This is a genomic window from Amycolatopsis sp. 505, assembly GCF_031625235.1.
In the GTDB taxonomy this organism is placed as follows: domain Bacteria; phylum Actinomycetota; class Actinomycetes; order Mycobacteriales; family Pseudonocardiaceae; genus Amycolatopsis.
Map to the genome: position 1 here is coordinate 583627 of NZ_JACKQP010000007.1, position 13312 is coordinate 596938.

The following is a 13312-nucleotide window of genomic DNA, read 5'->3' on the forward strand; positions in this document are numbered from 1 at the left end:
ACCTTTTCGACGGCCACTGAACGGAGTAACACGACAGCGGAGCGCACGGGAAATCCATTTCCCGCTATTTCCCGTTTCCCGGGGCTCGAAATGCGGAGAATCGAAGGTCAAGACGACTGGTTCAGACCACGCACGCGCAGGGAGCGGGGCGGGGTGACGCCTCCGAGCAGCGCTTCGGCGTCGAGTGTCACCGCCGTGCTCCCCCGATCCGCGAACCGCCGTGCCACCAGCGCGCCCGGGTTCTCGACCGGGTCCACGCGCCCGGACAGGAACGCCCACTCGTGCTCGTCGGAGCCGAAGTACAGCACCGCGCCGAACACCTCGCGGAACCGCCGCCAGGACGCACGCAGCGTCTCGTTGCGCCACAGCGTCGGGCAGCCCGCCTGGCACGCCACCACCCCGCCCGGCGCCAGCAGGCGCGCGCAGCGGGCGAGGAAATCGGTGCCGTACAAGCGGTTGTGCTGCGCGTCCGGATCGGTGTTCTCGTCCGGCAGGTCGATCACGACTACGTCGTAGGTGTCACCCCGGCCCTCGGCCTCGGCGAGGAAGACCCACCCATCCACATAGGACACCCGGACCGGCCCCTCCCCGCGCTCGGCCCGCGCGAGCTCCGCCGGGGTGTAGCCGTAGGGCAGGTGCTCGGCGCAGGCGCGGACGGCCTGTTGGTCGATGTCGACGTGGTCGACGTGCACCGCGCCGGCGTCGACTGCGAGCCGGCTCGCCACGCCCTCGCTCGACCCGACGATCAGCACCCGCCGCACCCGCTCGGCCAGCAGCAGCGCGGGCACCATCAGGGCTTCGTGATACACCAGCTGGCTCGCCTCGGTGCTTTGGCGCTCGCCGTCGCAGAACAGCGAAACCCCCTGCGCGCTGGTCCCGATCAGCACCTCCTGGTACGGCGTGCGTTCGTGGAACCGCACCTCGCCGACCTCCCAGACGCGGGTGAGGCCGGCGCCGACCGGTTCGTGGATCAGGGGCATCAGCGTTCTCCCCGGTGGAGGACCGACAGGTGGACCGGCGCGGCGTCCAGGGACTTGGCCAGCAGCCGCAAGGCGTGCTCGGGATCGGCGCGTTCCCCGCAGGTGAACACGTCGGCGAAGAGCGACCCGTGTTCCGGGTAGGTGTGGACGGAGGCGTGCGACTCGGCCAGCAGCGCGATCACCGTGGCACCCTGCGGCGCGAACCGCTGCGCGACGACGTCGAGGACGGTGGCGCCCGCATCCGTCACCGCGGCCCGCAGCAGCTCGCCGAGGCGGACCGGGTCGTCGAGCAGGCCCGGGTCGACGCCGTGCAGCTCGGCGAGCACGTGCCGCCCGGTGAACCGGCCGACGTCAGGCATCGCCCCACCTCCCGAGGCAGTAGGTGCGCAGCGGCTCGATCCCGTTGAACCCGACCGAGGCGTAGCTCGCGGTGTAGGCCCCGGTGCCGGGCAGATCGAGGCGGTCACCGCAGCGCAGCGACAGCGGCAGCCGGTACGGCGTCCGCTGGTAGAGCACGTCGTCGCCGTCGCAGGTGGGCCCGGCGAGCACCACCGGCCCGTCCGGGCCGTCGTGGGCCGCCACCGGTTCGAACCGGTAGGCGATGGCTTCGTTCTCGGCCTCGGCGAGCCCGTTGTAGCGGCCGATGTCGAGGTAGACCCAGCGGCGGGTGTCCCGCTGCGCGACCAGCACGACCTCGGTCCGCAGCAGGCCGGCGTCGGCGACCAGCACCCGGCCGGGCTCGAGCAGCAGCTCCGGCCGGTCCTCCGGGAACGCGGTCTCGAGCGCCGTCGCGATGGTCGACGCGTACGCGGCCAACGACGGGACGGCGGTGCGATGCGCCGTGGCGAAGCCGCCACCGAGGTTGAGCCGGGTCATGGCGACACCGTGCGCCACGGCCTCGCCGAACAGCTTCGCCGCCGTGGCGATACCGATCTCCCAGGCGCCGACGTCCGGCTGCTGCGAACCGACGTGGAAGGCGATGCCCGGCCGCAGCCCGAGCGCGGCCGCGCGCAGCACCAGGTCGAGGGCTTCGGCCGGGGCGCAGCCGAACTTCCGCCCGAACGGCGTCACCGAGTCCGGGGCGTCGAGCACGACCCGGATCGACACCGCCGAGCCCGGCGCGTACCGGCCCAGGTGGTCGACGTCGGCGGGGGCGTCCGAAGTGAACTCCCGGACCCCGCGGTCGAACGCGAAGGCGATGTCCCGCGGTTTCTTGATCGGGTTGCCGTAGGCGATGTCCGCCGGGGCGGCACCGCGGCCGAGGCACAGGTCCAGTTCGGCCGGCCCGGCGACGTCGAAGCCGATCCCGGCCGCCACCAGCGCGTCGAGCACCGGCGGCGCCGGGTTGGCCTTGACCGCGTACCGGATCAGCGCGCCGGGGAACGCCGCGCCGAACTCCCGCGCCCGCGCCGCGGCGACGTCGGTGTCGACGACCAGGCACGGCGTCGGCGGCTCACGCTCCTCGAGGAAGCGGCGGATCCGGGTGTAGTCGGCGCACACGGGCGCCAGTGTCGCAAACCGGCGTCAGACGAACCGCCACAGGTGGTCCGGTGTCCCGTTGTCGTCCCACTGGGTCGCCTGGGCACCGTCCGCCGTGGACTGCTGGTCGACCGCCAGCACCTTGCCGCTGCGGACGTTGACGAGCTTGGACCAGCCGCCGCCGGCGTCGACGATCCGCCAGTCGTGGTCCGGCGTGCCGTTGTCGCGGTACTGCTGGACGTGCGCGCCGTTGTCGAGGCTCTGGTCGTGCACGGCGAGGACCTTGCCGCTGTTGCGGTTGACGATCCGGACGGTGCCGTCGCCGTTGTCCACGACGGCCCACAGGTGGTCGGCGGTGCCGTTGTCCGACCACTGCGTCACCTCGGCCATGTCGGCCAGGGACATGTCCGAGACGGCCAGCACCTTGCCCGAGCGCTGGTTCTGCAGCTTCCGCCAGACGGTCGCCGACGCGGCGGGCCGGGTCAGCAGCGCGAGGTAGCCACCGGCGACCGGGCGGGCCTGAAAGCCGCGCTGGGTGGCGTCGGCGACGACGTACCAGTCGCTGAACGGCACCCGCTGGGGCGTGGTGTCGGCGTAGCTGTAGACGCCTTCGACGAGCGTGGTGCGGATGTTCGGCTGGTCGGCGAGCCAGGCCGCGGTCCACAGTTCCCAGTCGGCCTTCGTGTAGTTGTTGCGCGGGTCGAGCAGGACGCCGTGGGCGCCGGCGCGGCCCTGGTACCAGGCGGCCTCCTGCGCGGCGACGCCGAGCGGGACCAGGTCGAGGCCGAGCACGCGGTCGGCGAAGCCGTTGTACTTGAGGCTCCAGGTGCCCGGCTGGTCGTAGGCGAGCCGCAGGTGCTGGCCGTCCTCGGCGAGCGTCACCCACTGGCTGACGTAGCCGCGCGAGGTCGACCGGTACCGCTGGGCGTCGGCCGCGTTGCCGGTCGCGGCGGCGATGATGCCCATCGCGCCGACGCCGATGATGCCCTTCAGGGCGAGGTTCGCGCTGTGGGCGATGAAGCCGGTGAAGTCGTCGGTCTGGTTCTGGAAGCCGGGGTCGAGGGTGTTGGCGACCAGGTATTCGGCCCACTGCCGCAGGATCCGGTAGTGGGTGGTCGCGAAGGCGACGGCGTCGGCTTGCGGCAGCCGCTGCACCAGCGCGGCGGCCATGATCAGCAGGTTGGCCGACTCCTCGACGGGCATGCTTTCCTCGTTGCCGTCGTTGTGCCCGGTCGCGTCCGGGTAGTGCGTGCCGAGGTCGTGCTCGGCGAACGGCATCGGCCAGCCGCCGCGCTCGGCGTAGTCGAGCAACGGCTCCAGCAGCAGGCGCAGGTAGGCGGGCGAAAGGTAGAGGTAGGCCGGGAACGCCGGATAAGTGACGTCCACTGTGGACATGTTGCCGTTGGAGGAGATCTCCTTGAGGAACGCCCAGGGCGCGCCGCCGCGGTCGACCAGTTCGGTGCCGCCGAAGGCCTGGCGCAGGGCGAGCGCGCAGATCCCGGCGTAGTGCTCACCGGTGCTGCCTCCCCCGGCCGCGGCGACGGCGTCGTCGTGCAGCCGCTGGTCGATCGAGGTGGCGGCGGCGAGTGCGGCGGCGTAGTCGTTCGCGAACCAGACCGCCATGTCCGGCCAGGTGCTCCAGTAGTGCGTCCACCAGGGACGGAGTTCGCTGCCGAGGTAGCGGACCGCGGGCGTGCGGACGTGCCCGATCGCCAGGGTGAAGGGCGTGGCCGCCCCGCCGGCGGGGATCGTGCCGAGGTTCTTGTTGAAGGCGAGCACCGGCCAGCGGTCGTCGATGGCGCGGGGCTGGGCGGTGTCGCTGGTGTTGTTCAGGACGCCTTGGCCGGCCGACGCGGCGCGCACGACGGTGTCCTGCCCGATCTGCCAGGTGGTTCCGGAGGCCGGGGCGGCGAGGACGAGGGAGCCCCAGCCGGCCTGGTCGCCGTTCTCCTGGAGCACGCCGGGGTTCGCGGGGGTGCAGCTGAGCAGGGTGTAGCCGCCGGTTTGCTGCTGCGTCCAGGTGACGGGGGTGCCGGTGTTGCCGTGCACCCACTCGGCGGAGGTGTCGAAGTGCAGGTCGACGGCGTGCGCGCGGCCATCGGCGCTGGCGGCCTGGATGGTGACGTAGCCGAAGGGGACGCACTGGCGTTGCAGGTTGGCGGGATCGACCGGGGAGAAGAAGGTGACGGTGAGGTTCACGCCGCCGCCGGTGAGGAGGTAGGTCGAGCGGGTGCCGGTGACCTGCAGGCTGACCTGGGTCATCGGGGTGGGCGCCGGACTGCCGGGCGCGCCGGCGAAGAGGTAGGCGGTGCCGTCGATGCGGGCGATGCCGCAGAGGGCGGTGGTGTGGCCGGTCCAGAAGCTGGACCAGGTGCCGGTGAGGGTGTCGGCGGGCTGCCAGGTGGAGAGGTAGGGCGAGCGGACGATCAGCGGGGTGGCCGGCGGGCGGATCGGGCCGAAGGTCCCGGCGGCGACGGCTTCGGTGACTGGGGCTGCCGCGGGTGTCGCTGCGGGTGTCGCTGCGGCTGCGGCTGCGGCTTCGGCGGTCGCGGGGAGCCAGAGGGTGGCGGTGACGGCTGCGGTGGTGCCTCCGGCCAGGCGGAGCAGGTCGCGGCGGGTGAGGTGGCCGGTTTCCCGGGTTCGGTGCTGATGCTGGCCCTGGTATCGGTCTCGATTTCGGTTTTGAGAGGACATCGGTGACCCCTTCCAACGGCGTGCGAGCCGGGCAGGGACTTTTTTACATCGTTGGTACAACGTTGTAAATCCGCCGAAGGTCGGCGCCGGAGTAGGGTGCGGACCAGTGGAGCCGCAGGTCCACACGGGTTTCCGGCCGCTGGCAACCGCCCCAGGCCCGCCAGGGCCACTCGCGCTGCCTCAGCTGTTTTCCGGCCTCGCACCCGCCTCGGTCCGAACCACGCCCTCCGACCCGAGCCGCTCGCCCCGCCTGAGCATCGCGACCCCGGCCGACCCGCACCCGCCCCCGTCCGAGGCCACGCCACCCAACCCGAGCCACTCGCCCCACCCCGGCCGACCCGCGCCAACCAACCCGAGCCGCATCAACCGCCCCCAAGGCTCCGGCCCACCGCCCGCCGCGGGCAGGTCAAGCCGTGCGGCTGGGCCGGTCCGAGGGCGGCCACACGTACGGCAGGTCCGGCGACACCCCCGGGAACAGCGCGCCGTAGTGGTCCGGGTCTTTCCGCACCAGGGCCGACTGGTGGCTGCGGTGGACCGCTTCGTCGCCCAGCCACGGTGGCACGTCGCCCGCCGCCGTCAGGTCGCGCTGCGTCCGGATCTCCGTCTTGCCCACCGACCGGGTGAACTCCTCCCCCAGCTTCGCCGCGCACGTGTCCGCCGCGCCCAGCTCGCACCACACCGCGCACACCTCCAGGCCGTAGCGCGTCAACGCTTCCTCGTACCCCGTCCACATCTTCGCCGCCGGGTGGTGGCGCCAGCCGTAGCCGGGGATCACCAGCGCGCGCAGCACCTGGAGCGCCTCCACGCGCTGCTTGCCGAGGCGGCGGCGGTCGAGCGTACGAGCGCTGGCGGTGAAGTCGGTGCACGGCAGGAACGTCTGCATCCCGGCCGGGTACCCCGCATCCGCCCGCCGACGCGGGGAAAGCCGCGGCGGCCCCGACCGCGGGATCGGGGCCGCCGGGGGTCACCGGGGGCGCGCCTTGGCCGTGACGGCCGCTTCCGGTTCGACGCTCACCCGCGGGCGCAGGGGCCGGGCTTCGAGGCCCTCGACGTCGATCACCAGGAACCAGTGGGCGTTCGCCGGGATGTGGATCTTGAACATCGGTGCGGTGGCCACCCCGCCGTGCATCCGGTAGTACTGCCGGCGCCGGTAGGCCTGGAAGTTGACCGCCGTCAGCAGCCTGACGTTGGCCATCGCGTCCAGGCGGACGGTGACCACCGCGTCTCTTCGGACCTTCCCCAGGTCGAACACGCTCGCTTCCATTTCGTCCCTCTTCCACGCGTGGTTTTCGGTTCGGATTCGACGGTCGCGGGCAGCGCGGATCGCGCCGCGCAGCACACGACGGGCGGAAGATCGGAACGGACTAGCCGGGCCCCGTGCCCGGTTCGCACGGCCGCCACAGCGGCACGAAATCCCCGTGCGCCCGGGGGGACGCGCGGAAGTGGTGTGGACCGTGGTCCGCGCTCAGGAAGGCGGGCGGAACGCCGGCGCCGGCGCCGGTCGTGGCATCGGGAGACGACACGGGCGCGACGGGGTGGCTCGGGGTCCCCCCGGAACGGTGACCGGCAGCGCCGGTGTGGTGCGCGGAGAGCTTGTGCCGCCGGGGTGAGCTGGGCGGGACACAGGTGCGGGCGGCCGTCTTCCCGATGACGGCGACGGGCTGCCGGACTTGGTTCGGCAGCGGGCCGGTCGCTGTTACTTCGGCCGGCGGGGTGATCGGCCGGACGACGGCGCCGGCCACGGGTGCGTGTGTCGCGCGGGGCTGCCGGCCCCGGTCGGCGACGGGGTTCACGACGGGCGGGGTGTCGCCGGTGACCGGCTGGACGACGCTGGTCAGTCCGGCGTCGGAGACGACGGGGTCGACAAGCCCGGTCACGGTCTTCGTCACCGGCGAGAGGAGCGCCTTCGCCGGGCTCAGGATCGGCTCGATCGAACGCACGACGGGCGCAACGACGGCGCGGGTCGCCGGCGCAGCCGAGGTCACGGCATCGGCAACCGGCGCGACAACGGCGTTGGCGGCCCGGCCCAGGGGCGCGACAAGGGCGCCTGCCGCTCGAGTCACCGGCGCGACACCCGCTGCCGCCGTTTCACCCAATGCGCCAACGGCACGCGTCGCCGGTGCCGCCGCTCGCGATACCGGCTCGGCAACCGCGGCCGCGCTCTTGGCGACAGGCGAGGCAACCGCTTCCACCACACGCGCGATCGGCTCCGCGGCACGCGCCACCGACCTCGCGGACGCGACGGCACCCGGTGCATCCACCGCACTCGGCCGCGCCGGCGAAACCCCAGCAGATACCACCGCACCGGCCCCCGAGGGCGGGCCCAGCACCGGCAGCTCGACACTCCGGCCCTCCGCCGCCGAGGCACTACCCGACACCAGCCACGAAACCAGCCAGAAGCCCGCCACCGCCGCCGCCAGGACCAGCAACCTGCGGGCGGCGACGGACACCTCGCGAGCCCCGGTCACGTCGGCGAACCTCCACGGTGAGAACAGGCCTGGGACTTACCCTCCAACGCCGCAGCCCACACGCCTGCTACGGGCCGTCCGGCGCTTCCACTCGGTCGGCCTAGCACTTCCGGCTCGGCCAGCCCGGCTCGAGACTCCACTCGGGGGAGACCGATCCACCAGGTGTCCCCGAAGACGTACCTCCGGGGCCATCAGGCTTCCGGTGCCCGCCGCTGACCCGACAGTGCCCCCAGGGCCCGGACGCCGTGCTGGAGGCCCTCGCGGAACGTCGCTCGCTGGCCCGGGCTGAGGTCCGCCAGGAGCGCGTTCTCCAGCTCGGTGACCGCCGGTGCGCAGCCCGCCAGCAGCTCGCGTCCGGCGTCCGTGAGGCCCGCCAGCAGGACGCGCTTGTTGTCCGCCTTCGGGGTTCGCGCGATCAAGCCGCGCTTCTCCAGCGTCAGCACCATTTCGTGCATCGTCTGCGGACGGAGGAACGACCGGCGGGCCAGCTGGGCCGAGGACAGGGCTCCACTGGCCTCCAGCACGCTCAGCGCCGTGTACTGCAGCGTCGTCAGCCCCAGCGGCCGCAGGGCGTCGTCGAGCAGCGCCCTGATCACCAGCTCGAGCCGTTTGACCAGGTACAGGGTCAACGGCGGGCCGGCGGGCTGCTCCTGGGCCGAGGTCGTCACGGCGCCCATCATGGCACGCTTCCGCCGCTATGCTCCGATCATGGACCTCGGCCGGCAGACCCGCGTGCGGCAGGCGCTCGACTCCTTCTTCGGCCCCGCGGCACCGGCGCCGGAAACCGCCGTCCTCGAACTGTTCCACCGCACCGCGGAAACCGTGCCCGCGTACCGGAAGTTCCTGCGGGAGCACGGGATCGAGCCGCAGGCCGTCCGGACCATGGCGGACTTCCGGACGCTGCCCCGCACCGACAAGGCCGGCTACCACCGGAAACACCCGTTGCCCGAGCTCTGCCGCGGCGGCACCTTCGACGGGCTCGACATGATCGCCGTCTCCTCCGGCTCCAGCGGCCACCCCACGGTCTGGCCGCGGGCCCTCGAAGACGAGCTGCACGTCGCCCGGCGGTTCGAAACCGTCCTCGTCGACGCCTTCGAGGCCGATCGGCGCCGTACCCTCGCCGTCGTCTGCTTCCCGCTCGGCACCTGGGTCGGCGGCCTGTTCACCACGGCCTGCGTGCGCCACCTCGCCGCCAAGGGCTGCCCGATCACCGTCGTGGCGCCCGGCAACAACAAGGCCGAGATCCTGCGCGTGCTGCCCGAGCTGGCGCCGCACTTCGACCAGGTCGTGCTGCTCGGCTACCCGCCGTTCGTCAAGGACGTCGTCGACACCGGACTCGCCGAGGGCGTCGACTGGCCCTCCTACGCCGTCAAGCTCGTGCTCGCCGGCGAAGTCTTCAGCGAACAGTGGCGCGAGCTGGTCGCCGGGCGGGCCGGGATCGCCGACCCCGTCCGCGACATCGCGTCGCTCTACGGGACAGCCGACGCGGGCGCGCTCGGCACCGAAACGCCCCGGTCGGCGAGCATCCGCCGGTTCTTCGCCGGCCGCCCGGAGCTGGCCCGCGAGGTCTTCGGCGACGCGCGGCTGCCGACGCTCGTGCAGTACGACCCGGCGAGCCGATTCTTCGAAGTCGAGGACGGCACGCTGCTGTTCACCGCGGACGGCGGCATCCCGCTCGTCCGCTACCACATCGCCGACGACGGCGGGCTCCTCTCGCACGCCGAGCTGCTGGCCTTCTGCGCCCGGCACGGCTTCACCCCGGCACCGGGCCCCGAGCTCCCGTTCGTCTACGTGTTCGGCCGCTCGCTGTTCACGGTGTCGTTCTTCGGCGCCAACGTCTACCCGGAGAACGTCACCGTCGGCCTGGAGCAGCCCGGCATCAGCGACACCGTGACCGGCAAGTTCGTCATCGAGTCGGTCGAGGACGCCGACCGCGACCGCCGGCTGCGCCTCACCGTGGAGACCGCACCGGGCACCACCGCCGACGCGGGCCGGATCGCGACGGCCGTGCGGGACCAGCTCGTCCGGTTGAACAGCGAGTTCGCCCACTACGTCCCGCCGGAGCGGCAGCTGCCGGACGTCGTCCTGCGCCCGGCGGGCGACCCCGAGTACTTCCCCGCCGGGGTGAAGCACCGCTACACGCGGCAGAACTAGGGCCGGGCGAGTTTGCGGAACCGCTCGCGGCGCTCGTCGGCCGACGAGCCGTCGGCGATGTCGTCGTCGAACCACGAGCACAGCGCCGCCCACAGTTCGGCGCAGCCGGCGAAGTCCTCGATGGTGGACTGCTCGGTCAGCTCGGCGATGTCCGCGACCAGGTGGTCCAGGCGGCGGTCGCAGAGCCGGACGTACTCGCGGACGACGATGTTCGCGTCGAGGTTCGTCTTCGCCCGCGGGCCGGCCGCGCCCCGCAGCTGGGCGTGCAGGCTTTCCTCGCAGTACAGCGGGAATCCGGAGATCGAGCCCGGGTAGCCGGACTCCGCCGCCCACTCGCGGAACGCGCAGATCGCCTGGTAGCGCGTGTACCAGTCCTGTTTCCCGGCCGCCAGGCTCGCCAGCCTCCGCCAGGCGTCGCGGTCGGCCGACCGCCAGCGGTCGAGGGTGCGGCCGTCCGGGGGCGGGCCCTCGGCGAGCGCCCGGACGCGCCAGAAGTGCGCCCGGCAGCCCGCGATCTCGGCGACCAGCCGGCGGACGTAGCCGACCTGCTCCCAGACGTGGGCGCGTTGCGGCCGCAGCGGCGCCGCCCGGTCCGGGGAGAACGTCACCATCTCGAACACGCGGAACAGTTCGTGGCCGCGTAAGGCGGCGAGGTCCGGGTCCTCCCCCATTACCCAGGAGCGGCGTTCCGGCAGCCGTCCGCTGTGGCTGATCGTCGCCGCGTGGTAGAGCTCGCGGACCGCGCGGCGGGCCACCTCGTCCCGCGATTCGCCGAGCAGACGCGGGTTGCGCGCGCGGTCACGCAGGTCGCGCTCGCCGCGCGGGCCGACTTCGAGCATCGCCACCGCGTACACGCTCGCCGCGTTGTAGCACTCTTCCCACGACTTGCGGGGCCCCGCGGCTTCGACGGTGGCGTCGAGCCTGCCCGGGTCGGGTGGCCAGCGCCGGTCCGGGCAGACGTCGGCCAACCGGACGCGGCTGCCGGGGTAGGCGGGCTGGGGTTCGGGCACCGCGCCGGTGACCGGTTCGACGTCCGCCATCGCGCGCCGCAGCACCGACCAGACCAGCGACAGGTCGAGCGCGCGGTTGGTCAGCTGCTGCCAGCTGCGGCGCCAGCGCCGGCCGAACCGCCGGTAGTCCTCGATGAGCCGCTCGATCTCGTACTGCGACAGCGCGCAGAAGTAGGACCGCATCTCCGCCGCGCGCTGGTTGTACTCGGCGAGCTGCTCCGGGGTCGCTTCGCTGACCAGGAGTTCCTCGACCGGCACCTTCAGCACGCGCCGGTGCAGTTCCAGGCGCTTCTCGCGCGGGATCGCGTACGGGCGGGTCCGGACGTCGAGGTCGACGTACCGGCGGAAGCGCAGCTCGATCGCCGCCCGCAGTTCGGCGCGGCGCTGGGCCCGCGCGTCGCCGGGGATGCCCGCGGTGGTGCGCCGCACCCACCAGGACCCGGCCACGGAGTCGCCGTGGCCGAGGACGAGCGCGTGCCGGTAGCGGGCGATGAGCAGGGCGACGTCGCGGCCGCGGCCGGCGTGGCGGGGCTGGCGCGCGAAGTCGGGGCCGATCCACCAGCGGGCCAGCCGCGGGTGTCCCCGGCTGCACACGGTGATCACGTCGTCGTAGGTGGCGAGCGCGTCGAGGTGCAGGTCGAGCTGTTCCTGCAGGGCGGCGATCTCGAGTCTGATGTAGACGTTGGCCGGGTCGAGGCTGACCGCGCGGTAGTACTCCGCGAGGGCCTCGTCGTAGCGGCGGTAGGCGATGAAGTGGTTGGCGCGCTGGTAGGCGTCGAAGAGCTCGTACGGGATCTTCGCACCGCGCCAGGCGGACCAGTGGATGTTGGAACGGACGTACGCGCTGCGCGGGATGACCAGCGCGGCCACCGCGTTCGCGGCGCGGTGCAGCACGCGCGGCCAGTTCGCGTCCTCGATGACCAGCGGGCTCGCAGCGAAGCGGGGGACGCGCACGAGTTCCAGGATGAGCTGGTGGCGGCCGGGGGTGTTGCCGGGCCGGACGGTGCCGGTGACGGTGAACGCGGCGGGCGGCTGGGCGAGCCGGATCACCTTGGTGACGGCCTTCCACCAGCCCTCCGCGGCGTCGCCGGCGTGCTCGACGATCTGGAGGAAGTCGTACGAGCTCCCGGCGCCCGGGACCGGGGTCGGGGTGTAGAGGCGGGAGTCGTTGAGGAACCGCTTGAAGGTGGCGGTCAGCTCGACGGCGGAGTCGATCTCGCGGTCGTGGCTGCCTTCGGGCCGTTCGTCGACGAACACCCGGATGTCGATCTGGTTGGCCCGGTAGGCGGCGGCTTCCAGCCGCGCCTTGCCGATGAAGTACAGCGTCAGGACGGCCGAGACGAGCACCACGGACGTCTGCAGCACGGTCCAGGTGATCACGGTGGCGACCTTCGGATCCCGCACGAACGTCCAGGACTGGAAGAACGGCAGGTAGGGCACGACGGCGAAGCCGGCCGCGACGAGCCCCGCCGCCACCGCCGCCAGCCACCACCGGATCCGGTGAGCCGCGGGGAGTTCGGCCTGGTCGAACCCGCCGAGCCGCCGCGCGTGCACCATTACTCACCCCCTCGTGTCAGGTTACTCGCACAGGGGGTCCGTTCTGTTACGGCCCGTTATCCGCGAGCTCGGCGATCACCTGGGCGTGGCACGGTTCGGGGACGCACCAGCACCCGAGCCGGCGACCGCGCAGCCCGGGCAGCAGCTCCAGCAGCTCCGGCCGGGACAGCAGGTACTCGCGGTACCGCGCGACGACGTCCTCGCGCGTGCCGTCCGGGCCGGGCCGGAACGGGCTGGCCAGCTTCGACCCGTCGAGGTGCCAGCCGCCGCGGTGCATCGCCCGCCCGACGTAGACGACGTCGGCGTAGTCCGGGTCGTCCCGGTGTCCCTTCAGGTTGACGACCGTGGTCGGCATCCGGCCTCCTTCACCCGTGGTGGTTCATTGTCCACCGGTTCGCCGCCCATCCGGTGGCGCCCGATGGTCCACGTAGTGCAGATGCACTATGCTTGAGGCTCACGGTTGAGCCGTCAGCCGCTGCCGGACGTTCCGCGCCCGGGCCGGCAGGCTGCCCCCGTCCGGCATCCCCGTCCCGCAACGTCCGGTCCGCTCCCGCTGCCCGACGAAAGGGTGCCGCGATGGTTCCGGAACCACGCTCGGCCGACCACCGGCTCACCGACACCGACTGGCTCCACGCCGGCGGCCACATGTCCCTGCGCGTGCTCTCCCCCCGCACCGGCACCCTGCTCGTCGAGGTGACCGGCGAAGTCGACCTGAGCACCGCCCGCCGCCTCGACGAGCTCCTGCAGGACCGGGTCCGGGGCGACCTCGGCGACCTCGTCATCGACCTGGCCGGGGTCACGTTCTTCTCGGTCGCCGGGCTCAACTCGCTGCTGCGCGCCCAGTTGCTCGCCGACTCCGCCGGCGCCCGCCTCACGGTGGACGCCGGGCGATCGCGCGCGGTGCGGCGGCTGTTCACGCTGCTGCCGACCGACTTCGACTGCGTCGCCAACGTCCGGCCGGTGCCCTGAC

12 protein-coding genes are annotated in these 13312 nt (G+C 72.8%); 2 read left to right on the forward strand and 10 right to left on the reverse strand.

Translation table 11 applies throughout. From position 1 onward, the window contains the following. Positions 1 to 107: 107 nt before the first annotated feature. The 8 genes from H5965_RS27640 to H5965_RS27675 all read right to left on the reverse strand — a co-directional run bounded on the left by H5965_RS27640 (position 108) and on the right by H5965_RS27675 (position 8301). A complete protein-coding gene (locus H5965_RS27640) occupies positions 108 to 980 on the reverse strand; it encodes a spermidine synthase (protein ID WP_310973155.1) in 873 nt (290 codons plus the stop codon). Further along, a complete protein-coding gene (speD, locus tag H5965_RS27645; RefSeq protein ID WP_310973156.1) occupies positions 980 to 1339 on the reverse strand; it encodes an adenosylmethionine decarboxylase in 360 nt (119 codons plus the stop codon). The genes H5965_RS27640 and speD overlap by 1 nt, the downstream gene beginning before the upstream one ends. Then, complete coding sequence (locus H5965_RS27650; RefSeq protein ID WP_310973157.1) at positions 1332 to 2480, reverse strand: type III PLP-dependent enzyme; 1149 nt, start codon at positions 2478 to 2480, stop codon at positions 1332 to 1334. The genes speD and H5965_RS27650 overlap by 8 nt, the downstream gene beginning before the upstream one ends. A 24-nt stretch (positions 2481 to 2504) precedes the next feature. Further along, a complete protein-coding gene (locus H5965_RS27655) occupies positions 2505 to 5153 on the reverse strand; it encodes a glutaminase domain-containing protein (RefSeq protein ID WP_310973158.1) in 2649 nt (882 codons plus the stop codon). A 406-nt stretch (positions 5154 to 5559) separates the two neighbouring features. Further along, the gene (locus H5965_RS27660) at positions 5560 to 6036 is read right to left on the reverse strand and encodes an MSMEG_6728 family protein (RefSeq protein WP_310973159.1); all 477 of its coding nucleotides are present in this window, start codon (positions 6034 to 6036) and stop codon (positions 5560 to 5562) included. An 81-nt stretch (positions 6037 to 6117) separates the two neighbouring features. Next, complete coding sequence (locus tag H5965_RS27665) at positions 6118 to 6417, reverse strand: DUF1883 domain-containing protein (RefSeq protein WP_310973160.1); 300 nt, start codon at positions 6415 to 6417, stop codon at positions 6118 to 6120. 100 nt (positions 6418 to 6517) lie between these two features. Continuing rightward, entirely contained in the window at positions 6518 to 7603 is a 1086-nt protein-coding gene (locus H5965_RS27670; protein WP_310973161.1) for a hypothetical protein, read from the reverse strand. 209 nt (positions 7604 to 7812) lie between these two features. Continuing rightward, positions 7813 to 8301, reverse strand: a complete 489-nt coding sequence (locus H5965_RS27675) for a MarR family transcriptional regulator (RefSeq protein WP_310973162.1) — start codon at positions 8299 to 8301, stop codon at positions 7813 to 7815. 28 nt (positions 8302 to 8329) lie between these two features. Here H5965_RS27675 and H5965_RS27680 point away from each other — a divergent pair, with 28 nt between their 5' ends. Beyond that, complete coding sequence (locus H5965_RS27680; protein WP_310973163.1) at positions 8330 to 9775, forward strand: phenylacetate--CoA ligase family protein; 1446 nt, start codon at positions 8330 to 8332, stop codon at positions 9773 to 9775. Here the strand turns inward: H5965_RS27680 and H5965_RS27685 are convergent. Beyond that, a complete protein-coding gene (locus H5965_RS27685) occupies positions 9772 to 12342 on the reverse strand; it encodes a hypothetical protein (protein ID WP_310973164.1) in 2571 nt (856 codons plus the stop codon). The two genes, H5965_RS27680 and H5965_RS27685, sit on opposite strands and share 4 nt — an antisense overlap. A 46-nt stretch (positions 12343 to 12388) precedes the next feature. Further along, positions 12389 to 12697 (reverse strand): DUF4326 domain-containing protein, encoded by a 309-nt coding sequence (locus H5965_RS27690; protein WP_310973165.1) that lies wholly within the window; start codon positions 12695 to 12697, stop codon positions 12389 to 12391. Positions 12698 to 12918: 221 nt separating this feature from the next. On the opposite strand from H5965_RS27690, the gene H5965_RS27695 reads away from it, so the two are divergent. Beyond that, a complete protein-coding gene (locus H5965_RS27695; RefSeq protein ID WP_310973166.1) occupies positions 12919 to 13311 on the forward strand; it encodes an STAS domain-containing protein in 393 nt (130 codons plus the stop codon). Position 13312 lies beyond the last annotated feature (1 nt).